Origin of the sequence: Nocardia sp. NPDC127526, from assembly GCF_042672265.1 — a bacterium.
GTDB lineage: Bacteria > Actinomycetota > Actinomycetes > Mycobacteriales > Mycobacteriaceae > Nocardia.
In genome coordinates this window covers 146,298-168,310 of sequence record NZ_JBHXVO010000001.1, presented here as the reverse complement: position 1 = coordinate 168,310, position 22,013 = coordinate 146,298, and the positions used below count along the sequence as shown (strand labels likewise).

The window sequence follows — 22,013 nt, the reverse complement described above, 5'->3', positions numbered from 1 at the left end:
GCGAACGGCCCACGGGTGAAAACCCGTGGGCCGTTTCTCATGGGGATCGTCGCCGGTCCAGTTCGGACATGATCAGAGTGCGGGCTGCCTCGCCGTAGACGGCTTGCTTGGTCAGGTGGGTGAACAGCTTGCCGTACAAGGCGATCTCGCGGGGCTGGGTGATCGACAGCTCGGCGGTTACCGTCTCCGCCTGCACCAGACGGTTGTCATAGATCACGAACCCGTTGGGCGCCGGGGCCTCGATCGCGGTGCGGCGGGGCACAATCCCGATCGCAACTCTGGGCAGCGCCATTATCGACAGCAGCCGATCCAGCTGCCCTACCATCACCGAGTCATTGCCCAAAGTGGTCTGCAGAACCTGTTCGGCAATCACGAAGGAGAACCGGTGCGCGCCGTGGTACAGCACCCGTTGCCGTTCGATCCGGGCAGTCATTCCCTGTTCGAGGTCATCGGGGATGGCGTTGAATCTGATGACGCGCGTGAGGACTTCCTCGATGTACTCCGGTGTCTGAAGCAATCCCGGCACCAAAGATGGTTCATACCAACGCATCGCATTGGTTTCGGACTCCAGCTTCACCTGAATCTTCTGACGGCGCTTCGTGCCGGTACCTAGAACTCGCCGCCACTCCATGTAGGCGGCCTGAAGGTTCCGCAGGGTCGCGATCAGGTCCGGTAGTTGGTCGAGGCTGCCGGTGTGCTCGCACCAGGCGCGAAGGTCTGCCTCGGTGGGGGTTTGCTTGCCGTACTCGATGCGGCTCGTCTTCGATTCGTGCCAGCCCGCGAGGTCGGCGAGCCGACGACCGGTCAGTCCCGCATCACGACGAAGCTCCCGGAGCCGGATACCGAGAGCTTCGCGTGCCTCATGAGCTGTTTTTGTCACCGAGAGGGCTGGTCCCCGTAGTCAGCAAGCGGAATGGCCTGCTCCCACACCCGGTCTCGCACTTCCCTGATGTAGCTCACGATTCGTGGATCGGTGGTGACCGCGCCGCCGATGAATTGCCCGGTCGGCTCGAACACCGTGAAGGCCACGGTCTCGTCATCCATCAGCCACCAATCATCGGTGGTCAGGAGGTTGGCGTCGATCAGGTGCCGGGGCAGGTACTTGATCTCCTCGCCCGCGACGGAATTGCACCGGATAGCGACCTCAAGTGCGAAACGGGTGTAGTCGGTGTGCGGAACCGTGACCACCCTGGCTCGACGGACATGGACGCCACGTGCCGTCATCGACCGCACCAGGTCGAGCCAGCCCTCCATCCACACGTAGTCATCAGGTTGCCCGGCGAGGAACCTGGTGAATGGCTCGGACTCCTCCGGCGTCTCGTAGGTGTCCTGCACCTCGTAGTGGAAGGCTTCTCTCTGGCAGGACTCGAATGGCTCGTTGAACGCCTTACCTGGCAGCAGCAACACCGTAGAACGTCCTCTCGCACAGCGGCACCTCGATGGCGGCCTCGTCTTCGTACAGGTCTAGCTGCGCCAACGCCTCGGGTTCGGTCACGGCGCGCCCGGTCAGCAGGAAGGTTCCGCGTCCGGTATCGGACAGATGCGCGCCGATGAAGGTGTCCGGCTCGACGAAACCTAGCAGTAGGTGCGGGATTTCAACTGTATCCGGCCGATCGGTTACCCAACCCTGGATGAGGAATGTGCCGTGGCCGGTGACGTAGGCGGAAGGGCACCCGTTGGCGGTAGTACCGCCTTTGCCCAGGAACCGCAGTCCGGTGGTTTGTTCAGGATTCATGGCCTGTCCTCCCGTTGCTGTGCAGCACCTTGCGGATTGCACGTCTCATGATCCTCCGTTGTTGTCGGCCTTGAGATGGTTTGGAGGAATGCGCGCAAGCTGCTGCAAGCTCCTGGAGTTGCAGCAATGCAGCCGTTGAGCGTCAAGGTCGGGCGCTCGGAGACGGTGCAGTCGGCTCGGCTCCGAGCCGCCGTATCAACGGCGGACGGAGGGGCGAAATGTCTTGGCAGAAGCGGGTCTTCGAGTTCCCGGGCGGGTTCTTGGAGGTCAACGACTACGGAGACGATTCCACTGAACAAAGGGCGGATATGCGTTTCAGGGCAACGTGTCTCGGGTATCTGCGGACCGATGTGTCGGGGATTGGGCAGCTCTGGGACGAGAGCCAGATGCGACAGCGCGCCGCTCAGCTGGGGTATGACTTCGCGGGTGTGGTCGTTTATGACCCCGCGTCGGGGCGGCCGCCGCTGGCGCGGCTGAAGGCGCAGGTGAATCGGCTCGATGCCGAGGCCGTTATTGTTCCCGGGCCGGAGCATTTCGAGGGTGGGCGGGTGCCGGGGGCGCTGGTTGAGCAGGTCGACGTTGTCACCCTGCATCCCGAGGAGACTTACGCCCGGGGTGGGAGGTCGACGATGCGGCCGATCGCGTAGGGGTGGTGAAATGCAGGGCGGGCGACCGGAATCCGGTCGCCCGCCCTGCTTCAGCCGGATCAGTGTGCGACGGGGCAGCCGCCGCCCTTGGTCTTGTAGTCGACCTGGAATTCCTTCACACCGTTCAGCCAGCCCGAGCGCAGCCGTTTCGGGTCGCCGAGTTTGGTGATGTCGGGCATGTGGTCGGCGATGGCGTTGAAGATGATCTCGATTTCCAGGCGGGCCAGGTTGGCGCCGATGCAGTAGTGGGCGCCGGTGCCGCCGAAGGAGAGGTGGGGGTTGGGGTCGCGGAGGATGTTGAAGGTGAAGGGGTCGTCGAAGACCTCTTCGTCGAAGTTGGCGGAGCGGTAGGAGAGCAGGACGCGCTGGCCCTTCTTGATCTGGGCCCCACCGAGTTCGATGTCTTCGAGCGCGGTGCGCTGGAAGGTGCTGACGGGGGTGGCCCAGCGGATGATCTCGTCGGCGGCGGTTTTGGGGCGCTGGGCCTTGAAAAGCTCCCACTGGTCCGGGTTTTCGAGGAAGGCGGCCATGCCGTGGGTGGTGGCATTGCGGGTGGTCTCGTTGCCGGCCACGGCCAGCATCATGACGAAGAAGCCGAATTCCTCGGGCAGCAGCGCCTCGCCGTCCATATCGGCATTGATCAGCTCGGTGACGATATCGTCGGCCGGACAGGCCCGGCGGGCCTCGGCCATCTGGTAGGAGTAGCCCAGGATCTCGGTGGAGGCGACCACGGGATCGGCGTCGCTGTCCGGATCGTCGTAGCTGGTCATCTCATTCGACCATTTGAAGAGCTTGAACCGGTCCTCCTGGGGCACGCCGATCAGTTCGGCGATGGCCTGCAACGGCAGTTCGGCCGCCACCTGCTCCACGAAGTCCCCGGTCCCGGCGGCCGCCGCCGCCTGCACGATGGCCTCGGCCCGCGCGGTCAGCTCGGCGCGCAGACCATTGATGACGCGCGGGGTGAAGCCCTTGGAGATGATCTTCCGCAGTTTGGTGTGCTCGGGGGCGTCCTTGTTCAGCAGGACGAAGCGCTGCAGTTCGATCTGCTCGCGGGTGATGTCGTCGTTGAAGCGCGGGATGGCGGTGTTCTCGTAGGTGGAGAACACATCGTCGCGCCGCGAGACCGTCTTGACGTCGGCATGCTTGCTGACCACCCAGAAACCGTCGTCGTGGAAGCCGCCGATCTCCGGAGACTTGGGGTTCCACCAGACGGGGGCGGCCTGGCGCAGTTCGGCGAGTTCCTCGGCGGGCACGCGCTGCGCCCACATCTCCGGGTCGGTGAGATCGAATCCGTCCGGCACGTTCGGGCGTGTGTGCGTCTCCGCCACCAGCTGTCTCCTTTGACTAACTGAAACCTGTTCTACCGTTATTGAAGCACGGGTGGTAAACCAGGAGAAGAGGTAATGGAAAACACCGTTAACTAAGGTTGACCACCCGCAGAGAACTTGTTGCAGTTCTGTACCGGAAGGAAAGAAATGGGCACACCCGTCATCGTCGAGGCCGCGCGCACCCCCATCGGCAAGCGCAATGGCTGGCTGGCCGGGCTGCACGCCGCGGAGCTCCTCGGCGCCGCGCAGAAGGGTGTGCTGGAGCGCGCGCACCTGGACCCGGCACTGGTCGAGCAGGTGGTCGGCGGCTGCGTCATGCAGGTGGGCGAGCAGTCCAACAATGTCACCCGCACCGCGTGGCTGCATGCCGGGCTGCCGTGGCAGACCGGTGCGGTCACCATCGACAATCAGTGCGGTTCCGCACAGCAGGCCGCGGGCATGGTGGCCGGGCTCATCGCCACCGGCGCCATCGACATCGGCCTCGCGTGCGGCATCGAGTCCATGTCGCATGTTCCCTTGGGCGCCAACGTCGGAACGCACGCCGGGCCGCGGCGGCCCGCCTCGTGGAATATCGACATGCCCAACCAATTCGAGGCAGCGGAGCGAATTGCCAAGCGGCGCGGTATTTCTCGCGACGATGTCGAGGAATTGGGCGTGCGCTCGCAGCGACTGGCCGCACAGGCGTGGGCCGAGGGCCGTTTCGATCGCGAAGTGCTGGCCCTGAAGGACGCCCCGCAGGTGGACAAGGAAGGCAACCTCACCGGCGACACCCTGGACGTCGCCAAGGACCAGGGCCTGCGCGAGACCACGAAAGAGGGCCTGGCCAAACTGAAGCCGGTGCTCGAGGGCGGCATCCACACCGCCGGCACCTCCTCGCAGGTCTCCGACGGCGCGGCCGCGGTGCTGCTGATGGATGAAAAGGCCGCCGAGCGTGCGGGTTTGCGGCCGCGGGCGCGCATCGTCTCGCAGTGCCTGGTGGGCTCGGAGCCGGAATTCCACCTCGACGGCCCGGTGCAGGCCTGCCAGCGCCTGCTCGATCGCAGCGGCATGAGCATGTCCGATATCGATCTGTTCGAGATCAACGAGGCCTTCGCCTCGGTGGTGCTGTCCTGGGCCTCGGTGCACAAGCCGGACTTCGATCGCGTGAATGTGAACGGCGGTGCAATTGCGCTCGGTCATCCGGTGGGCAGCACCGGATCTCGGCTCATCACCACGGCGCTGCACGAGTTGGAACGCTCCGGAAAGAGCACCGCCATGATCCTGATGTGCTGCGGTGGCGCACTTGCGACAGGCACCATCATCGAGCGGATCTAGTCAATACCAATCAATTTGGGCCATGGTTGAACGTTCATCCCATGTGCCGCGAAACGTGGCGTACGCCACACAAACTCCGGTACAGACAAGAAGATGAGACGTCAGCTATCTTAGGGCTACCGGTGGCCCGTCGGAGAAGACCCTCGCGACGGGCCAGAACCGGGGCTCTTAAGCGGCTCGCAAGAACCGTGGGGTTGGCCCGCAAACACCCAAGCCACGGCCGGTTCCCCGGATCACCGCCTAGAAGCTTCAAGGAAATCGCGAATCAGGCGTAGGTTTTCAGTTACTGAGCCGCTAATATCAATGATACGTATCCGAGATAACGACTGTTAGTACAGCGAAGGGAATTGGGCGGCTCACAATGGCTGATTTCGCGGCGCGGCTGAACAAGCTGTTCGAAACCGTGCATCCCCCGGGGCGTAAGCCGCACACGAACGCAGAGGTGGCGGCTGCCTTGACGGCGTCCGGCCATCCGATCTCGAAACCGTATCTGTCGCAGTTGCGGTCGGGACAGCGGACCAACCCGTCTGATGAGACGGTGGCCGCGCTGGCAAAGTTCTTCAAGGTAAAACCGGACTACTTCTTCAACGACATCTACGCGGCCAAGATCGATCACGATCTAGAGCTGCTGTCCCAGCTGCAGGGCTACGGACTGCGTCGGCTGTCGAGTAGGGCGTTCGACCTGTCCGAAGAATCTCAGAACCTCCTCACCTCCATGGCGGAGAAGTTGCGGGCCTCCGAGGGGCTGCCCGAAATTCCTCCGGACGGCACGGAATAGGCCCCGTCTCAAGGCAACACAGTGCGGCTGGCTCGGAGGCCGCACTGTGTTGGTTTGTAACAGGACTGCTCCCGCTGTAGTGGCGGTGGTGATCGGACGGAGGGGCGCTGCTTGCAGGGCGGCGTCGCTCCTCCGCTGAGCCATTCGGATCGGCCGAAGACTGTTGCACCGGTCTCAGGGCGCTGAGGCCATGTGGCGTAGAACGCTGCGCCTGGTGCATTATGCACAATCCTGGCATAAACGCGCTCGGGTCAAACCGAGTTATCCGACCAGTTGTTTTGTGCAGTATGTCGAATTGCGCGTTGTGAGTGTTTCGCCCCCAATGCACGAAGTACGACAAACGAACCCCTGTGCTGTGCACAGGGGTTCGTTTCAGTGGATAGAACGTTCGATTCAGCGGCTACCGCTGGGAGTGCGGCTCTCGCTACTCGCCGTGAATGCCCGCGCAATGGCATGCACCCAGCGGCGCGGCCCGACGCCCGGCGGCGGGGCAATCCAGCGACCGTCGATCAATACGTCCCCGAACGGATTCCGCGCCCACTCCGCGACCCGCGCCGCGCGCTCGGCTATCGCCTCCGGCGGCGCGCCCGCCGCGGCGAGCTCCACACCGCCGCCGGACTGCAGGTAGAGCGCGTCCATGATCTGGGCGACCTGATCGGAGGCCTTCAACTGGGTGGTGGACCCGGTCTGATCCTTGGCCACCACCTCGGGGAAGCGCCCGATCAGCACTCGGTGCAGCGGTCGAATGTCCTTGAGCAGCCTGCGCGCTCGCACCCACAGCTCGATCACGATCCACACCGCGCCGATGGCGATGAGCAGGCTCGCCGCCTGCCAGGCCGGCCAGAACCAATCGCCGTCGCCCGGCTCGGCCATGGGCTGATTCTGGAAATTGCGCCGCACCGACAGCCCCGCCAGCACGCCGACCAGCAGAGTTCCGGTGGTGTACAAGGCGATACCGCGGCCCAGTGTGGTCCAGTCCAGATTGCGCACACCGGTGATCACGATGAACACGCACTCCAGCAGCACGATCACCCAGCCGAAGGTGACCGACCACATGAGCGTGAGCACCATGGCGATGAGACCGCCCGCATACATCATCCAGGCGATCTGACGCAGATTGCGGCGCGACACCACCGGCCAGGCGGCGGCCGCGACCACGGCGGTGGCGGTCGCGAAGAGGATCCAGGCGGCGGTGGTGGCCCGGTCGGACAGCCACATGCCGCGTAAGCCGGCCGGCAGGATATGGTCCACCGCCACACCGATATCCGGCACGGCGACGGTGACCGTGAGGGCGACCGCGGCCACCGCGACGACTATGGCCACGCGCGCGGTGGTGGCCGGCTTCACCAGCACCCGGCCCACCCGGGCGCCGGCTGCCATCCAGACCAGCATGGCCGTCAACCAGAAGGTCATCCGAGTGCCTCATCGAATCGAAGGACCGAGACGCCTGCGCCCCGGGTGTTGAACACACGCAACCGGGTCATGAGCATGCTGGCGAAGGTCTCCGCCTCCCATTCGCACTGCTCGTCCTCGCCCAGATCCACGATCTTCTGATGGGCGCGCTGGCTGAGCATGTAGGCGATGAGATCGTCGCTGGCCTCCAGCACCACCTCGGTGGCCGCCTCGCCGGGATGGTCGAAGACGATGTGCCCGAGCTCGTGCGCGAGGGTGTGCTCGCGGCTGGGCAGCGCCTGGGCCAGCACGATCACATCCTTGTCCGGATAGCTGCGGCGCTGACCGCACACGCCCGGACCCAGTTGCGCACTGGCGATTTCGATGGGCCGGCGCCGCTCCGCCGAGATGGCGGCGACGACCTCGTCCAGGGTGGTGGCGTCGAAATCGGCGGCCACCGCGCACACCGCGTCCACCGCGGCCGCCACCCTGCGGTAGGACCCGATGCTATGCGCCTTGCTCTCCGTCATCGCGGTCCCCTCACAGCCTCGGTCCGAAGAACGCGGCCCGGGCGGCGTCGATCCGCCCCTGCGCCGCCGACGCGCTCTGGAAGCTCACCGCGCCCGACCCGGTGCCGGCCAGGGTGAGCGCGATCAGGCCGCCCACCACCGACAGCAGTTTCAGCGGCGGCAGCGGGCTATTGGCCGAGGTCGGCGTCACGGCCGGATCCGGTTGCGCGAGAACGGGAGCCGGCGCGGGCGGCGGTGGCGGCGGGGCGGGCGCCGGTGCCGGCGCGGGCGGGGCCGGCGCGACCACCGGAGCGACGGCGGCGGGCGCGGGCGCGCTCGGGGGCTGCGGAATCTCCAGCGGGACCGGCGGCGGCGCCGGCGCGGGCGGGCTCGGCAGCGGAATCAGCAGGAGCAGCAGCGGGGAGGCGCAGAGCGCGGCGGACCCGGTGGCGGCGGAACCGACCGCGGCCGAACCCGTCGCGGCCGAACCGGTCAGCGCGGAACCCGTTGCGGCCGAACCGGCTCCGGCAGAACCGACCGCGGCCGAGCCCACACCGGTCGAACCGGTCGCGGCCGAACCAACGCCGGACGAACCGGCCGCCGAACCGGCGCCCGCCGAACCACCGGCGGAACCCACGGCGGCGGAACCGATTCCGGCGGAGCCGACGGCGGCGGAGCCGGTGCAGAACGCGGCGATTCCGGCGGAACCGACGGCGGCGGAACCAACGGCGGCCGAACCCGTTGCCGCGGACCCGGTTCCGAACAGCAGGCCCAGCAGCGCCGAGCCGGTGCCGACACCGGCCGAACCCACGCCGAGCGAACCGAGACCGAGGGCGGATCCGGCGCCGAGACCGGCGGAACCCACTGCCGCCGAACCGGTTCCGAGTGCCGCGGAACCCGTGGCCAGACCGGCCGAGCCGGTGCCGACGGCCGCCGACCCCAGGCCCGCGCCCGCGGACCCGACGGCGGCCGAACCGGTGCCCAGCACGCCGGAGCCGGTGCCGCCGAGGATGGTGCCCAGGCCGGCGGAGCCCACGCCCGCCGAGCCGACGCCCGCCGAGCCGACGCCCGCGGAACCCACCGCGGCCGAGCCGGTGCCGACGCCCAGGATGGCGGCCACCAGATCCTCGGGACCGGCAACGGGATTCACCGGGACGGGCGCGCCGACCTCTTGCTGCTGGGGCAGGCTGGTGCCCGGATCGTCCGGCGCGGGCTCGAGCGGGATGCCCGGTTGCGCACCGGCACTCCCGGGCCCGAGCAGGGCCGAACCGGTGACAGCTGCGATCACTGCCACCAGGCGCAATGCGCGACCAACGATCATGCGCCAGCCATCCCCTCATCGATACTGCGCAGTCGGCTTTTGCTCCCGCAGCGGGTAGGGAAGAACTCCCCGATCGATACGGGAATCCCAACCCGCATCAGGCGGGGTGAGACAGTTTCACACAATGCCCGGTCGCCCCGATTGCCGGAACTTTGCGGAACGCGGTCATCGTACCGGTCACCATGTGACCCCACACAAGTTCTGGCGGCATTAGGGGGGCTCACAAACCGTACGCCTGCGTCCTCCCCGACATGCCCAATATCAACAAGCGGCACAGGCCAATTGGCCGTCTTCGCAACCTCAGACCCCTACATCAGCCCCATCTGTCACGCGTTTCGCCGCAAGTGCCCCATTGCCCTTCGGTCAATCCGGGCGAACCGGACAACCCGGCACATGCCGATGGAGATCACATTCCACCTTGAAAGTGGCCAGCATCACACGCTTCACAAGCGTCTCCAGACGCTTGCTGCCCACCGATTCCGGCGCCCCGGCACACCCGCCGCGACCCAAAACCGATAGCCGTGGCCGAAAACAGGCCACACCGATGGCAACGAAAAAATCGCCGGCGCCCCATTCCGGGACGCCGGCGACGAATACTCGTGGCGCGGTTGTGAAATCAGGCGCCGTACACGGGCTCCGGCGCGGTGGCCTTGGCGAGCAGATCCCGCACCACCGGACCGAGCTCGGCCGGCTCCCAGCGCGCACCGCGATCGATGGAGACGCCGTGCCGCCAGCCGTCGGCCACGGTCACCTTGCCGCCCTCCACCTCGAACATGCGGCCGGTGACGCCGGCGGAATCGGCGCTGCCCAGCCACACCACCAGCGGGGACACATTCTCCGGGGCCATGGCGTCGAAGCCCTGCTCCGGGGCGGCCATGGTGTCGGCGAAGACGGTCTCGGTCATGCGGGTGCGCGCGGCCGGGGCAATGGCATTGACGGTGATGCCGTAGCGCGCGAATTCCGCTGCCGCCGTGATGGTCAGGCCCGCGATTCCGGCCTTGGCGGCCGAGTAGTTGCCCTGGCCCACCGAACCCAGCAGGCCCGCACCGGAACTGGTGTTGATGATCCGGGCCTCGGGCTGCCGGCCGGCCTTGGATTCGTTGCGCCAGTACTCCGCGGCGTGCCGCATGGGGGCGAAGTGGCCCTTGAGGTGCACCTTGATGACGGCGTCCCACTCGTCCTCGCCGAGATTGACCAGCATCCGGTCACGAACGATTCCCGCATTGTTCACCAGGATGTCGAGCCGGCCGAAAGTCTCGACGGCGGTGGCGATCATGCGGCGGGCGCCCTCCCAGTCGGAGACGTCGTCGCCGTTCACGACGGCCTCGCCGCCGGCGGCGCGAATCTCCTCGGCCACCTGGGCGGCCGGGGACTCCGGGCTGGGTGCGCCATCGAGCTCGGCACCCAGATCGTTCACCACGACCTTGGCGCCCGCGGCGGCGAAAGCGAGCGCGTGCGCGCGGCCGATACCGCGGCCCGCACCGGTCACGATGACGACGCGGCCTTCGCAGATCTTGTTGTCGGTCATATCGATTACCTCGCTGGAGTACTCACTGGAGTGAAAGAGGGAAGTTGGGGGCTACGCCCCAACACCCCGGGAGGGAGGAGGGGGCCTGGCGGCCGGCTGGAACGTTGGCACCCTTGGGAGGGAGAGGGGCGCTTAGTGGCCGGCGGGAACATCGGCGGTGGAGGCTTCGAGGAAGGCCGGTTTCTCGCCGCCGCCATGTACCAGCAGTGCGCTGCCGCTGATGTACGAGGCCAGGGGCGAGGCCAGGAAGGCTGCGGTGCGGCCGATGTCCTCGGGCACGGCCATGCGCTGCATCGGCACGGTGCGCGCGACGGCGGCAATGCCTTCCTCGTCGCCGTAGTGCAGATGCGAGGACTCGGTGTTGACCAGGCCGACGATGACCGAGTTGATCCGCACCTTCGGGGCCCATTCGACGGCCAGTGATGAAACCAGGCTGTCCACACCGGCTTTCGCGGCGCCGTAGGCGGCGGTGCCCGGCGAGGGCCGGTGCCCGGAGACGGAGGAGATCATCACGATCGAGCCGCCGGTCTCCTGCTTCTGCATCACCTCATTGGCGACCTGTGAAACCAGCAGCGGGGCAAGCAGGTTCAGCTGCACGATCTTGGAGTGGAAGTTGGCGCCGGCGTCGGCGGCCAGGGCGAACGGCGCACCGCCCGCATTGTTGACCACGGTGTCGAGCCGACCGTACTTCCCCACCACGGCGTCGATCAGCTCGCGCACCGAATCCGGGTCGCGCACATCGCACGGCAGGAAGTCGATACCCCGTCCATTGCTTTCCACGGGCACGTCCGCGGGCCGCCGCGCACAGGCCACCACGGTCGCGCCGGCGTCCAGGAAGACCCGGCTGATACCGGCCCCGACCCCGCGCACGCCGCCGGTGACCAGGACGACCGAGCCGGAGAGGTTCACTTCGATTGCCACCGTGCTAACCTACCAAGCACTTGCTTGTTTTGCCAACGATGGCTCCTACAACTCCAAGGACACGCGATGGGGATCAACCGTCACACCGAAACCGAGGGCGTCGACGTCGTCACCGTCGACTACCCGCCGGTCAACGCCCTGCCTTCGGACGGCTGGTTCGCCCTGGCCGACGCCATCCGGGAGGCCGGCCGCAACCCGGCGACCCGGGTCGTGGTGCTGCGTGCGGAGGGGCGGGGATTCAATGCCGGTGTCGACATCAAGGAGATGAACCGGGACACCGGGCACACCGCGCTCATTCGCGCCAACCACGGCTGCTTCGAGGCTTTCGCCGCCGTCTACGACTGCCAGGTGCCGGTCGTCACCGCCGTCAATGGCTTCTGCCTGGGCGGCGGCATCGGCCTGGTCGGCAATTCCGATGTCATCGTGGCCTCCGACGACGCCACCTTCGGGCTGCCCGAAGTGGATCGCGGCGCGCTCGGCGCGGCCACCCACCTCGCGCGGCTGGTGCCCCAGCATCTGATGCGGACCATGTTCTACACCGCGGGCACCCTCACCGCGCAGCAGCTGCACCACTACGGATCGGTGTACAAGGTGGTGCCGCGGGCCGAACTCGACGCCGCCGCAATGGAAGTCGCCAAGAACATCGCCAACAAGGACGGGCGGGTCATCCGCGCCGCCAAGAAGGCGCTCAACGGCATCGACGTGCAGGACGTGCACCGCTCCTACCGGTTCGAACAGGGCTTCACCATGGAGCTCAACCTGGCGGGCGTGGCGGACGAGATCCGGGCGCGCTTCGACGACGATCTGGCCGCCCAGAAATCAGCGCAGCAGAAGGAGTCGTAAGAGTATGCGCGACAAGCGAATGACGCTCGACGAGGTCGTCGGCGAGCTGCGCAGCGGAATGACCATCGGCATCGGCGGATGGGGTTCGCGGCGCAAGCCGCTGGCCTTCGTGCGGGCGATTCTGAAGTCCGACCTCGAGGATCTGACCGTGGTCACCTACGGCGGGCCGGATCTGGGCCTGCTGTGCTCGGCGGGCAAGGTGCGAAAGGCCTACTACGGCTTCGTATCCCTGGATTCCGCGCCGTTCTACGATCCCTGGTTCGCCAAGGCGCGCACCGGCGGCGAGATCACCGTGCGCGAGATGGACGAGGGCATGGTGAAGTGCGGGCTGCAAGCGGCCGCCGCGCGCCTGCCGTTCCTGCCCATTCGCGCCGGATTGGGTTCGGCCGTGGTGGATTTCTGGGAGGGCGAGCTGAAAACCGTGCAGTCGCCGTACCAGGATGCCGACGGGCGCAGCGAAACCCTCATCGCCATGCCGGCCCTGAATCTGGACGCCGCCTTCGTGCATCTGGATCTGGGTGACAAGCACGGCAATGCCGCCTACACCGGCGTGGATCCGTACTTCGACGATCTGTACGCGCTCGCCGCCGAGCGGCGGTACCTGTCGGTGGATCGGCTCGTCGAGACCGACGAGCTGGTGAAAGCCGTGCCGCAGCAGGCGATCATTCTCAACCGCATGATGGTCGACGGTGTGGTCGAGGCGCCGGGCGGCGCGCACTTCACCTTCTCCGGCAGCTACGGCCGGGACGAGAAGTTCCAGCGGCACTATGTCGAGGCCGCCAAGACGCCCGAATCGTGGGCGGCGTTCAAGGCCCGCTACCTGGACGTGTCCGAGGACGAATACCAGGCCGCCGTCCGTGCTTTCGCCGAGGAGCAGCAGTAATGACCGAGACCCAGACCATTACCCGGGCCGAGATCTGCGTCGTCGCGGCCGCCGAGATCTTCCGCGGCGCGGGCGAGATCATGGCCAGCCCCATGTCCACCGTCACCACCATCGGAGCGCGCTTGGCGCGCTTGACCTTCGAGCCGGACCTGCTGCTGTCCGACGGTGAGGCGCTGTTCTTCGCCGAGGTCCCGGCCATCGGCGGCAAGGCGCCGATCGAGGGCTGGATTCCGTTCTCCAAGGTGTTCGACGTGGTCGCCTCCGGCCGCCGCCATGTCGTCATGGGCGCGAATCAGCTGGACCGCTTCGGAAATCAGAACCTGTCCGCCTTCGGCCCGCTGCAGCAGCCGACCCGGCAGATGTTCGGCGTGCGCGGCGCGCCCGGCAATACCATCAACCACGCCACCAGCTACTTCGTGCCCAAGCACAACAAGCGGGTGTTCTGCGAGAACGTCGACATCGTCTCCGGAATCGGTTACGACAAGGTCGATCCGGAGAATCCGGCCTTCCGCTTCCACCACCTGCACCGGGTGGTCTCGAACCTGGGCGTCTTCGACTTCGGCGGGCCGGAGCACACCATGCGCGCGCTGTCGCTGCATCCCGGTGTGAGCGCGGACGAGGTCGCCGAGAACACCTCCTTCGAGATCGCCGGGCTCGCCGCGGCGGGCGAGACCCGGCTGCCCACCGAGGAAGAGCTGCGGATCATTCGAACCGTGCTGGACCCCAAGGGCTTCCGGGAGAAGGAGGTGACGGCATGACACCGCGGCTGAAGACCCCGCTGACCGAGCTGGTCGGCATCGAGCATCCCATCGTGCAGACCGGCATGGGGTGGGTCGCCGGTCCGAGCCTGGTCTCGGCCACCGCGAATGCGGGCGGACTGGGCATTCTCGCCTCCGCGACCATGACCTTCGCCGAACTGGAAGCCGCGATCGCCAAAACCAAGGCCCAGACGGACAAGCCGTTCGGCGTGAATATCCGCGCCGACGCCACCGATGCGCCGGAGCGGATCGAACTGCTCATCAGAGAAGGAGTGAAGGTCGCGTCGTTCGCGCTGGCACCCAAGAAGGAACTCATCGCCCGGCTGAAAGACGCAGGGGTCGTGGTGGTTCCATCCATCGGCGCGGCCAAGCACGCGGTCAAGGTGGCGTCCTGGGGCGCCGACGCGGTTATCGTGCAGGGCGGCGAAGGCGGCGGCCACACCGGTCCGGTCGCCACCACGCTGCTGCTGCCCTCGGTCCTCGATGCGGTCGACATCCCGGTCGTCGCCGGTGGCGGCTTCTTCGACGGGCGTGGCCTGGCCGCGGCGCTGTCCTACGGTGCGGCCGGCGTCGCGATGGGCACTCGCTTCCTGCTCACGCAGGAAAGCAGTGTGCCGGACTCGGTCAAGCAGGAGTATCTGCGGCGCGGCCTGCAGGACACCGTGGTCTCCACCAAGGTGGACGGCATGCCGCACCGGGTGCTCAATACCGAGCTGGTGCAGAAACTGGAGCACTCCGGCAAGGCCCGCGGGTTCGTCGCGGCGGCCGGAAACGCCATGAAGTTCAAGGGGATGACCGGCATGAAATGGTCGGCCATCGTCAAGGACGGTCTGGCCATGCGCAAGCACAAGGACCTCACCTGGTCCCAGGTGATCATGGCCGCCAATACCCCCATGCTGCTCAAAGCCGGTCTGGTGGAAGGCAATACCCAAGCGGGCGTGCTGGCCGCGGGCCAGGTCACCGGCATCATCGAGGACCTGCCCACCGTGCGGGAACTCATCGACCGCATCATCGACGACGCGGTGGCCCGGATCGACGGTCTCGCGCGCTACCGCGTCACCGACACCGCCACCGCCTGACCCACCCCCGACTTACGCGGCCGCCACAATCCGGCCGCGTATGACGGATCCGGAAGACACCGGATCCGATTGCGCGGCAACAGCCGTTCGGTCGCGCACGGACCGTCCCCGGTACCTCTCGCCCGGGGACGGTCTTCGCATTTCCCCCAATTCCCTCTCGCCGACCATTACCAGGTGTTATACACTGCATGGTATATACAGTCCGAAGCATGGAGGAGCCGTACGCGATCGAACTCGAACCCGAGGTCCGCGCTTGGCTCGACACGCTCACCAAGGCCGAATATCGAGCAGTCGAGTTCAAGGTCGACAGACTGGCCGACAGTCCAACGACTTTGGGTGAACCATGGACGCGCCAGCTGGACGGCCCGGTACGTGAACTACGTTTCCGATTGAGTGGCGCTTCCATCCGAATCGGATACTGGCTCGCTCCCGGTCGACGGGTGGTCCTCTTGACCGTGTTTCACAAAACGCGAATGCGCGAGACGCGCGAAGTCGATCGAGTGATCCAAGCCCAGAAGGAGTGCGAAGCCGAACACGGCTCCGCGACGCATATCTACGACAGGCACTTCGAGGAGGATCAGCAATGAACCGTGGCCATCACAGCCGCTGGAAGATCCCGGACGAACATCGAGCCGATCCGGAGTACATCGCCTCGGCTGACGCTTTCGCACTGGCCCAGGCTGTCCACGACAGGCGGACGAGGCTGGGCATCACGCAGACCGAGCTGGCGCATCGAGCTGGTATGACACAGCCACAGGTCAGTCGCCTCGAGGGCGGCGATGTCACGCCGACCTTGCCCCTGCTGCACAGGTTGTCCATCGCTCTGCAGGCGGAACTCAAACTGTCGTTCATGGGAGAGGAGTTGGCGGTCGAGTTCGTCGACCGAGCGGCGTAACGGCGAGTGCCACCAAAGAATTGCCGGGATCGCGCGTCGGGTGAGCGCTCGCACACCCGTGCAGGGCGGGAATTGGGGGTGCTTCGGAGGCGGACGGCTGCCACCATGGGGCGATGGGGAATGTGCTGATTGTCGGGGATTTCCACGGGAACACCAGCCACGCGCTGGCCATGGTGCAGGTCGCGGTGCGGGAGAACTGTGCGCGGATGTTCGCGGTGGGGGATTTCGGGGCGTGGGAGCACATGCCGTCGGGGCGGCGGTACTTCGACGTGGTGAATAGGGCGGCCAAGAAGGCCGGGGTGACGGTGTATTTCCTGGACGGGAATCACGACAAGTCCTCGCTGCTGCACGAGATGTACGACGAGCGGCGCGACGAGGAGGGGTTTCTGGTGTGCCGGAAGTTCGTGCGGTACGCGCCGCGCGGGCATCGGTGGATGTGGGAGGGGACGCGGTTCGCGGCCTTCGGCGGGGCGCGGTCGACGGACAAGGGGTGGCGGCTGGCGCGGGAGGCGCGCAAGGAGGAGCAGGCCGCGCGGCGGCGGGGGTACGGGTCCTCGCGGCGGCCGATGACGGCCGGGACGCTCTGGTTTCCGGAGGAGGAGATGACCGACGAGGAGCTGGACGCCCTGCTCATCGCGGACAGTTCCCCGGTGGACGTGCTGCTCACCCACGACAAGCCGCGGGCCACCGAGCCGAAGTTCAATCGCAAGGACCGGCCGGAATGCTTCCCGAACCAGGATCGGATCCAGCTGGTGGTGCAGACGCTGCAGCCGGGCCTGCATTTCCACGGTCACCTGCACTATCGCTATACCGAGACCATTGCCTGCGGGGATGGGCGGTGGACACGGGTGGAGGGTCTGGGCGCCGATCCGGAGGCCTCCAGCCATCCGGGCTATCGGGCCGAGCAGTCCTGGACGGTGCTGCAACTTCCTTGTGCCACCGCGGAATTGGCGGAATCGCGCGCTGGGTGAGCGCCGGCTCACATCGTGCACGCTGGGCGGATGTCCATTGCCCTTGCATACATAGTGATGTGTGCATATGATCGCCTGCGGTTGCACGAAAGGAGAACACGGTGGGTGCAGGACACGCGCACGGTCACGATCACGGACATTCGCACGGCCACGGCCATACGCACGGCGCCACGGCCGACAGCGATAAGCGCTGGCTGGCCGGAGCCCTCGCGCTGATCGTCGTCTTCATGGCGGGCGAGGTGGTCGTCGGCATCATCTCCGGCTCGCTGGCCCTGCTCTCCGACGCCGCGCACATGCTCACCGACGCGGCCTCCATCGTGCTGGCGCTCTGGGCCATCCGGCTGGCCGCCCGCCCGGCCGCGGGCCGCATGACCTTCGGCTGGAAGCGGGTGGAGATCCTCTCCGCCTTCGCCAATGGCGCAACCCTGCTGCTGCTGGCCGCCTGGCTCACCTACGAGGCCGTGCGCCGACTATTCGAGCCGCCCGAGGTCACCGGCGGCCTGGTGCTGGTCACCGCCCTGATCGGCGTGGTGGTCAATCTCATCGCCACCCTCATGATCAATCGCGCCAACCGCACCAGCCTCAATGTGGAGGGCGCCTACCAGCACATTCTCAATGACCTCTACGGCTTCATCGCCACCGCGGTCGCCGGTGCGGTCATCATGCTCACCGGTTTCGTGCAGGCGGACGTCATCGCCACCATGATCGTGGTGGCCCTCATGGTGAAGGCCGGCGTCGACCTGGTCCGCGCCTCCACCCGGATCTTCCTGGAGGCCGCGCCCGAGGGCCTGGATCCGGTCGCCATCGGCACGGCCATGGCCGCCCGCGAGCAGGTGGTGGAGGTGCACGACCTGCACATCTGGGAGATCACCTCCGGCTCCCCCGCGCTGTCGGCGCACGTCCTGGTCGAGCCCGGCAGCGACTGCCACGCGGTCCGGGAAGACCTGGCGCACTTCCTGTCCCACGACTTCCACATCGACCACGCCACCCTGCAGGTCGATCACGCCACGCCCAGCGTGCTGGCGCTGGGCCGCGACACCGCCTCGCACTGCGAGCAGTCCCACGGCCCCTCGCACACCGCGACCGGTTACGCCGGATCCCGCAGCTGACGGTTCAGCGGTCGGACTTCGGCTCGGACGGTTCGTCATAGGACGAGGTGCCCTCGTCCAGCAGCGGCTCCTCCACCTTGAAGTGCGCCGGGGCGAACAGCCGCAGCACGTGATAGCCGGTAATGACCACCAGCGTGCCCAGCGCGATACCGCTGAGGGTGAAGTTCTCGGTGAACTCGATGCTCACATTGCCGATGCCGATGATCAGGCCGGCCGCGGCCGGGACCAGGTTCAGCGGATTGCGCAGATCGACCTTGGCATTGGTCCAGATCTGCGCGCCGAGCAGGCCGATCATGCCGTAGAGAATGACGGTGATGCCGCCCAGCACGCCGCCGGGAATGGCAGCGACCACCGCGCCGAACTTCGGGCACAGGCCGAACAGCAGCGCGAACAGGGCCGCGGCCCAATAGGCCGCGGTGGAGTACACGCGGGTGGCCGCCATGACGCCGATGTTCTCGGAGTAGGTGGTGTTGGGCGGGCCGCCCACCGCGGTGGAGAGCATGGAGGCGGCGCCGTCGGCCGCGATGGCGGTGCCGAGCTTGTCGTCGAGATTGCGGCCGGTCATCTCGCCGACCGCCTTGACGTGGCCGGCATTCTCGGCGACCAGCGCGATCACCACGGGCAGCGCCACCAGGATGGCCGACCATTCGAAGGCCGGGGCGTGGAAATCGGGCAGCCCGATCCAATTCGCCTGGGACACACCGGAGAGATCGAGGCGCCAGTGCTCGGTCACCGCGCCGCTGCCGTCGGCCGAGTGGATCTTGCCGAAGACGCGATCCAGCACCCAGGACAGGCCGTAGCCGAAGACCAGGCCGAGGAAGATCGCGATGCGCGAGAAGAATCCGCGCAGCGCGACCACCGCGAGACCGGTGAACAGCATGACGAACAGCGCCGTCCACTGGTCCTGTGGCCAGTAGGTGGAGGCGGTCACCGGAGCCAGATTGAAGCCGATGAGCATGACCACCGCACCGGTCACCACCGGCGGCATGGCGGCGTGAATGATGCGCGCCCCGAACCGCTGCACGGCCAGGCCGACCAGGAACAGCGCCAGCCCGACCACCAGGCACGCGCCGGTGACCGCGGCGCTGCCGCCGCCCTGTGCCCGGATCACCGCCGCCACGCCGACGAACGACAGCGAGCAGCCGAGGTAGCTCGGCACCCGGCCCTTGGTGGCCAAGAGGAACACCGCCGTGGCGACGCCCGACATCATGATGGCCAGGTTGGGATCCAGACCCATGAGGACCGGCGCCACGAAGCTGGCCCCGAACATGGCCACCACATGCTGGGCGCCCAGTCCGAAGGTGCGCGGCCAGGACAGCCGCTCATCGGGCTTCACCACAGCGCCCGGCGCGGGAGTTCGCCCGTCGCCGTGCAGAGTCCAGCGCACGCCGAGGTCCATAGTGTCGTCGCTTTCTACCAGGTCGGATAATCCCCGACATCGTAGGCGAGCAACCGTTCGGTTTATCACCGCACCGAGGCGCGGCGCGCTGTGCTCGATTCGACGATCCGCCTACATCCCCAGTCGCCGCCGCACCTCCGGCGGCAGCGCGTACGGATTCTCGTAGCCGGGATCCTCACCGGGATCGGTCACCGGCCGCGCCGCCGCGCTCCCGGCGCGGTCCTGCGACCCGGCCCGGTCGCCGATGGCGGCCCCGGCCTGATCGCCGGCGGTGGCCCCTACCCGATCGCCAGCGGCGCCCTCGGCCGCGAGGAACCGCCGCATCGCCTCCGCCACGGCGGGATCATCCGTCAATTCCCGTCGCAACTCCCCCGCGCGTTCGCGCGCCTGCCGCAGGGCCTTCTCGTGTGCGAACAGAACCGCGTGCGCCACAGCCGGGTCCGGCAATTCCAGCTCGGTGATGCGCCCGTCGGCCGCCACCTCGATCCGCACCCCGCCCACGCGCGCACCGCCCCGCACCCGGTCGACGGCCTCCTGCACGCGCCGGGCCCTGCGCCCGATCTCCTCGAACCGCCCCTGCATAGCCCATTGATAGTCCGCCGCCGCGAATCACACGCCCGGATTCCCGGCATCCGTCGCTCAATCCGTCGTGACCCGGACCTGCTGCATCATGTCGTGGTCGGCGTGATCGAGATTGTGGCAGTGCCAGACATATCCGCGGATGTCCTCGTGTCCCGAGAGATGGTCCGCGCCATGGGTTCCCGACGGCGCGATGGCCTCGGCCCCGGCGGGCACGGGTATGGCGGCGTCCGGATCGAAGCCGAGCTCCTCGACCGACGGCCAGCGCACCAGCACGCGGGTAATGGTGTCGGTCGGGCATTCGACGGTGTCCTTCCAGCCGAGTTCCCAAGGCGGAGGCAGTTGTTCGGGCCCCAGGGCGTGGGCGTCGGCGGGCGGCGCCCAGCGGATGCCGAAGGCGGGCGGATAGTTGGCCAGCCAGTAGGCGAAGGTGAGGATGGGCTGGCGGCTGATCACCCGCATCCGGGCCAGGTGGATGTGAATGGGGTGGTCGAAGGGCGTGCAGTTGACGATGTCCCAGCGTTCGGTGGTGCCCGCCCGGGCCATATCGATATCGGAGCTGAGGAACGGCAGGTTGTTGAGCGACATCATGGTCGGGAAGACGGCCGCCGAGCGGGAATCGTCATTGAGGCCCATGAGGGTCATGACGCGAACGGATTCCGGCGAGTAGATCGGTTCGAGGGCCTCCGGCAGCCCGTCGTAACCCCGCAGCACCGGCGGCACGATGGCCGGCGGCCCCGGCCCGGAGACCGTGAAGCGCATGATGTTCCGGAGTTCGGGGACCATGAAGATGGTATTGCCGAGGTCGTTGAGGGCGGTATTGATCAGCTCGACCGCCGTGCCGTCGGGCAGCCCGCTGAAATCCACCAGCAGGTCCACGCGTTCGCCGGGGCTCACGCGAATCGAGGTCGTGGGCACGGGGGCGTCGAGCAGGCCCAGATCGCCGCCGATGGCGAAGAAGGGCATGCCGTTGGAGAACTCGAAAATGTACGGTCTCGAGTTGGATCCGTTCAGCAGCCGGAACCGGTACAGGGTGCGGCGGACGCCGAGCCACGGCCAGACCATGCCATTGACGCAGGCCACGTCGCCGAGCTGGCCGGATTGGTTGTAGCCCTCCGGAATATAGACCCCGACCATGGGCTGGATGCTGCCGTCGGGGTTGAAGGTGCGGTCCTGGACGATGAGCGGGATCTCGAACTCGCCGCTGGGCAGGCCGAGGGGGTTGTCCGCGGCGCCGGTGTCGAATTCATCGCGCACGTAGTACATTCCGGCCAGGCCTGCCTGAATGTTGAGCCGGGTGATGCCCATGGCGTGGTCGTGGTACCAGAGCGTCGCCGCCTCTTGCCGATTCGTGTACGTGAAGCTCGGCCGGCCGCCGTTGCGCCAGCCGATGAGCGGATGCCCGTCGGCGTCGGGCGCGTTCGCGCCGCCGTGCAGGTGCACGGTGAAGCGGGGATCGGTGCGGTCGAGGTCGGTCACGCCGTGCATGGTCACGTCGACGTGCGAGGCCAGCACGTGCTCGCCGAGCCGTTGCGGAAAGGCGATGCGCGCCACCCGATCTCGCCAGGCCTCCAGATTCGGCCCGAGTACCGGGCGGGAGAATCCCCAGCTGCGGGTTTCCGGGAGGTCCCGGTGGTAGCGGTGAACATCGGCGGTAGCGGCCAATTCCCCGGCGGCCGGGACGGTTTCGGGGATGGGCAGCACGTCGACGAACGGCTGCAGCGGCGGGGAGTGATAGTTCAGCGGGGTCAGGGGTGGCGGCGGCAGCGGCGGGATCGGAATCGGCGGCGGCGGCAGCGGAACGGGATCGGCCCCCGCGGTGGCGGTGACGCCGAGTCCGAGAATGCCGAGAGCCCCCAGGAGGAACCCCCGTCTGGGCAGGTTCGCGTTCATGATCAGTTGATTCTCTCCCCTGAATACTCATGGCATCCGGGGCAGTGCTTTTTCGTTATTCAACTGGTCTATCGGATGGGGCTAAAACGGCATTACGGACACAAAATGATGGCGGCCGCGCACCGGAAATC

23 protein-coding genes are annotated in these 22,013 nt (G+C 67.1%); 11 read left to right on the top strand and 12 right to left on the bottom strand.

The features are described 5' to 3' along the window. Positions 1–37: 37 nt before the first annotated feature. From ACFVIV_RS00875 to ACFVIV_RS00865, 3 genes are read right to left on the bottom strand one after another with little or no spacing between them, the layout of a single operon-like run. Positions 38–880: a helix-turn-helix domain-containing protein gene (locus ACFVIV_RS00875; protein WP_379192482.1), complete on the bottom strand. Its 843-nt coding sequence runs from the start codon at positions 878–880 to the stop codon at positions 38–40. After that, a complete protein-coding gene (locus ACFVIV_RS00870) occupies positions 877–1,407 on the bottom strand; it encodes a DUF6879 family protein (protein ID WP_379192480.1) in 531 nt (176 codons plus the stop codon). The genes ACFVIV_RS00875 and ACFVIV_RS00870 overlap by 4 nt, the downstream gene beginning before the upstream one ends. Continuing rightward, positions 1,388–1,735, bottom strand: a complete 348-nt coding sequence (locus ACFVIV_RS00865; RefSeq protein ID WP_379192479.1) for a hypothetical protein — start codon at positions 1,733–1,735, stop codon at positions 1,388–1,390. The genes ACFVIV_RS00870 and ACFVIV_RS00865 overlap by 20 nt, the downstream gene beginning before the upstream one ends. Before the next feature lie 218 nt (positions 1,736–1,953). Between ACFVIV_RS00865 and ACFVIV_RS00860 the strand changes: the two genes are divergently transcribed. Continuing rightward, entirely contained in the window at positions 1,954–2,382 is a 429-nt protein-coding gene (locus tag ACFVIV_RS00860) for a hypothetical protein (protein WP_379192477.1), read from the top strand. Positions 2,383–2,441: 59 nt separating this feature from the next. Here the strand turns inward: ACFVIV_RS00860 and ACFVIV_RS00855 are convergent, their stop codons facing one another. Then, positions 2,442–3,650, bottom strand: a complete 1,209-nt coding sequence (locus ACFVIV_RS00855; protein WP_379193101.1) for a cytochrome P450 — start codon at positions 3,648–3,650, stop codon at positions 2,442–2,444. Between the two features lie 207 nt (positions 3,651–3,857). Between ACFVIV_RS00855 and ACFVIV_RS00850 the strand changes: the two genes are divergently transcribed. Next, the gene (locus ACFVIV_RS00850) at positions 3,858–5,024 is read left to right on the top strand and encodes a steroid 3-ketoacyl-CoA thiolase (protein WP_379192475.1); all 1,167 of its coding nucleotides are present in this window, start codon (positions 3,858–3,860) and stop codon (positions 5,022–5,024) included. A 361-nt stretch (positions 5,025–5,385) separates the two neighbouring features. Next, on the top strand, positions 5,386–5,802 hold the full coding sequence (locus ACFVIV_RS00845; protein WP_011207048.1) for a helix-turn-helix domain-containing protein: 417 nt from the start codon (positions 5,386–5,388) through the stop codon (positions 5,800–5,802). Between the two features lie 393 nt (positions 5,803–6,195). Here ACFVIV_RS00845 and ACFVIV_RS00840 read toward each other — a convergent pair whose 3' ends face one another. The 5 genes from ACFVIV_RS00840 to ACFVIV_RS00820 all read right to left on the bottom strand — a co-directional run bounded on the left by ACFVIV_RS00840 (position 6,196) and on the right by ACFVIV_RS00820 (position 11,467). Beyond that, entirely contained in the window at positions 6,196–7,215 is a 1,020-nt protein-coding gene (locus tag ACFVIV_RS00840) for a hypothetical protein (protein WP_379192473.1), read from the bottom strand. Next, positions 7,212–7,724, bottom strand: coding sequence for an ImmA/IrrE family metallo-endopeptidase (locus ACFVIV_RS00835; protein WP_379192472.1), 513 nt, complete (start codon positions 7,722–7,724; stop codon positions 7,212–7,214). Before ACFVIV_RS00835 ends, ACFVIV_RS00840 begins: the two co-directional genes overlap by 4 nt. A 10-nt stretch (positions 7,725–7,734) precedes the next feature. Beyond that, positions 7,735–9,024, bottom strand: coding sequence for a hypothetical protein (locus tag ACFVIV_RS00830; protein WP_379192470.1), 1,290 nt, complete (start codon positions 9,022–9,024; stop codon positions 7,735–7,737). Between the two features lie 616 nt (positions 9,025–9,640). Beyond that, the gene (locus tag ACFVIV_RS00825) at positions 9,641–10,552 is read right to left on the bottom strand and encodes an SDR family oxidoreductase (protein ID WP_379192469.1); all 912 of its coding nucleotides are present in this window, start codon (positions 10,550–10,552) and stop codon (positions 9,641–9,643) included. Between the two features lie 132 nt (positions 10,553–10,684). Then, complete coding sequence (locus tag ACFVIV_RS00820; protein ID WP_379193100.1) at positions 10,685–11,467, bottom strand: SDR family oxidoreductase; 783 nt, start codon at positions 11,465–11,467, stop codon at positions 10,685–10,687. Positions 11,468–11,539: 72 nt separating this feature from the next. Here ACFVIV_RS00820 and ACFVIV_RS00815 point away from each other — a divergent pair, with 72 nt between their 5' ends. From ACFVIV_RS00815 to ACFVIV_RS00780, 8 genes are all read left to right on the top strand, one after another. Next, the gene (locus ACFVIV_RS00815) at positions 11,540–12,316 is read left to right on the top strand and encodes an enoyl-CoA hydratase family protein (RefSeq protein WP_379192467.1); all 777 of its coding nucleotides are present in this window, start codon (positions 11,540–11,542) and stop codon (positions 12,314–12,316) included. A 4-nt stretch (positions 12,317–12,320) separates the two neighbouring features. Beyond that, positions 12,321–13,199: a CoA transferase subunit A gene (locus ACFVIV_RS00810; RefSeq protein ID WP_379192465.1), complete on the top strand. Its 879-nt coding sequence runs from the start codon at positions 12,321–12,323 to the stop codon at positions 13,197–13,199. Beyond that, positions 13,199–13,957, top strand: a complete 759-nt coding sequence (locus ACFVIV_RS00805) for a CoA-transferase subunit beta (RefSeq protein ID WP_379192463.1) — start codon at positions 13,199–13,201, stop codon at positions 13,955–13,957. Before ACFVIV_RS00810 ends, ACFVIV_RS00805 begins: the two co-directional genes overlap by 1 nt. Then, positions 13,954–15,036, top strand: a complete 1,083-nt coding sequence (locus tag ACFVIV_RS00800; RefSeq protein ID WP_379192461.1) for an NAD(P)H-dependent flavin oxidoreductase — start codon at positions 13,954–13,956, stop codon at positions 15,034–15,036. Before ACFVIV_RS00805 ends, ACFVIV_RS00800 begins: the two co-directional genes overlap by 4 nt. 209 nt (positions 15,037–15,245) lie before the next feature. Continuing rightward, positions 15,246–15,623 carry a type II toxin-antitoxin system RelE/ParE family toxin gene (locus tag ACFVIV_RS00795; protein WP_379192459.1) on the top strand — a complete coding sequence of 126 codons (378 nt, stop codon included), beginning with the start codon at positions 15,246–15,248 and terminating at the stop codon, positions 15,621–15,623. Then, positions 15,620–15,931: a helix-turn-helix domain-containing protein gene (locus ACFVIV_RS00790; RefSeq protein WP_379192457.1), complete on the top strand. Its 312-nt coding sequence runs from the start codon at positions 15,620–15,622 to the stop codon at positions 15,929–15,931. The genes ACFVIV_RS00795 and ACFVIV_RS00790 overlap by 4 nt, the downstream gene beginning before the upstream one ends. 113 nt (positions 15,932–16,044) lie before the next feature. Continuing rightward, positions 16,045–16,902: a metallophosphoesterase gene (locus tag ACFVIV_RS00785; protein WP_379192455.1), complete on the top strand. Its 858-nt coding sequence runs from the start codon at positions 16,045–16,047 to the stop codon at positions 16,900–16,902. Between the two features lie 101 nt (positions 16,903–17,003). After that, entirely contained in the window at positions 17,004–18,011 is a 1,008-nt protein-coding gene (locus ACFVIV_RS00780; RefSeq protein ID WP_379192453.1) for a cation diffusion facilitator family transporter, read from the top strand. A gap of 4 nt (positions 18,012–18,015) precedes the next feature. On the opposite strand, the gene ACFVIV_RS00775 is transcribed toward ACFVIV_RS00780, so the two are convergent. From ACFVIV_RS00775 to ACFVIV_RS00765, 3 genes are all read right to left on the bottom strand, one after another. Continuing rightward, positions 18,016–19,398 (bottom strand): uracil-xanthine permease family protein, encoded by a 1,383-nt coding sequence (locus ACFVIV_RS00775; RefSeq protein WP_379192451.1) that lies wholly within the window; start codon positions 19,396–19,398, stop codon positions 18,016–18,018. Positions 19,399–19,521: 123 nt separating this feature from the next. Then, positions 19,522–19,992: a hypothetical protein gene (locus ACFVIV_RS00770; protein ID WP_379192450.1), complete on the bottom strand. Its 471-nt coding sequence runs from the start codon at positions 19,990–19,992 to the stop codon at positions 19,522–19,524. Between the two features lie 57 nt (positions 19,993–20,049). Beyond that, a complete protein-coding gene (locus tag ACFVIV_RS00765) occupies positions 20,050–21,882 on the bottom strand; it encodes a multicopper oxidase family protein (RefSeq protein ID WP_379192448.1) in 1,833 nt (610 codons plus the stop codon). Positions 21,883–22,013: the final 131 nt, after the last annotated feature.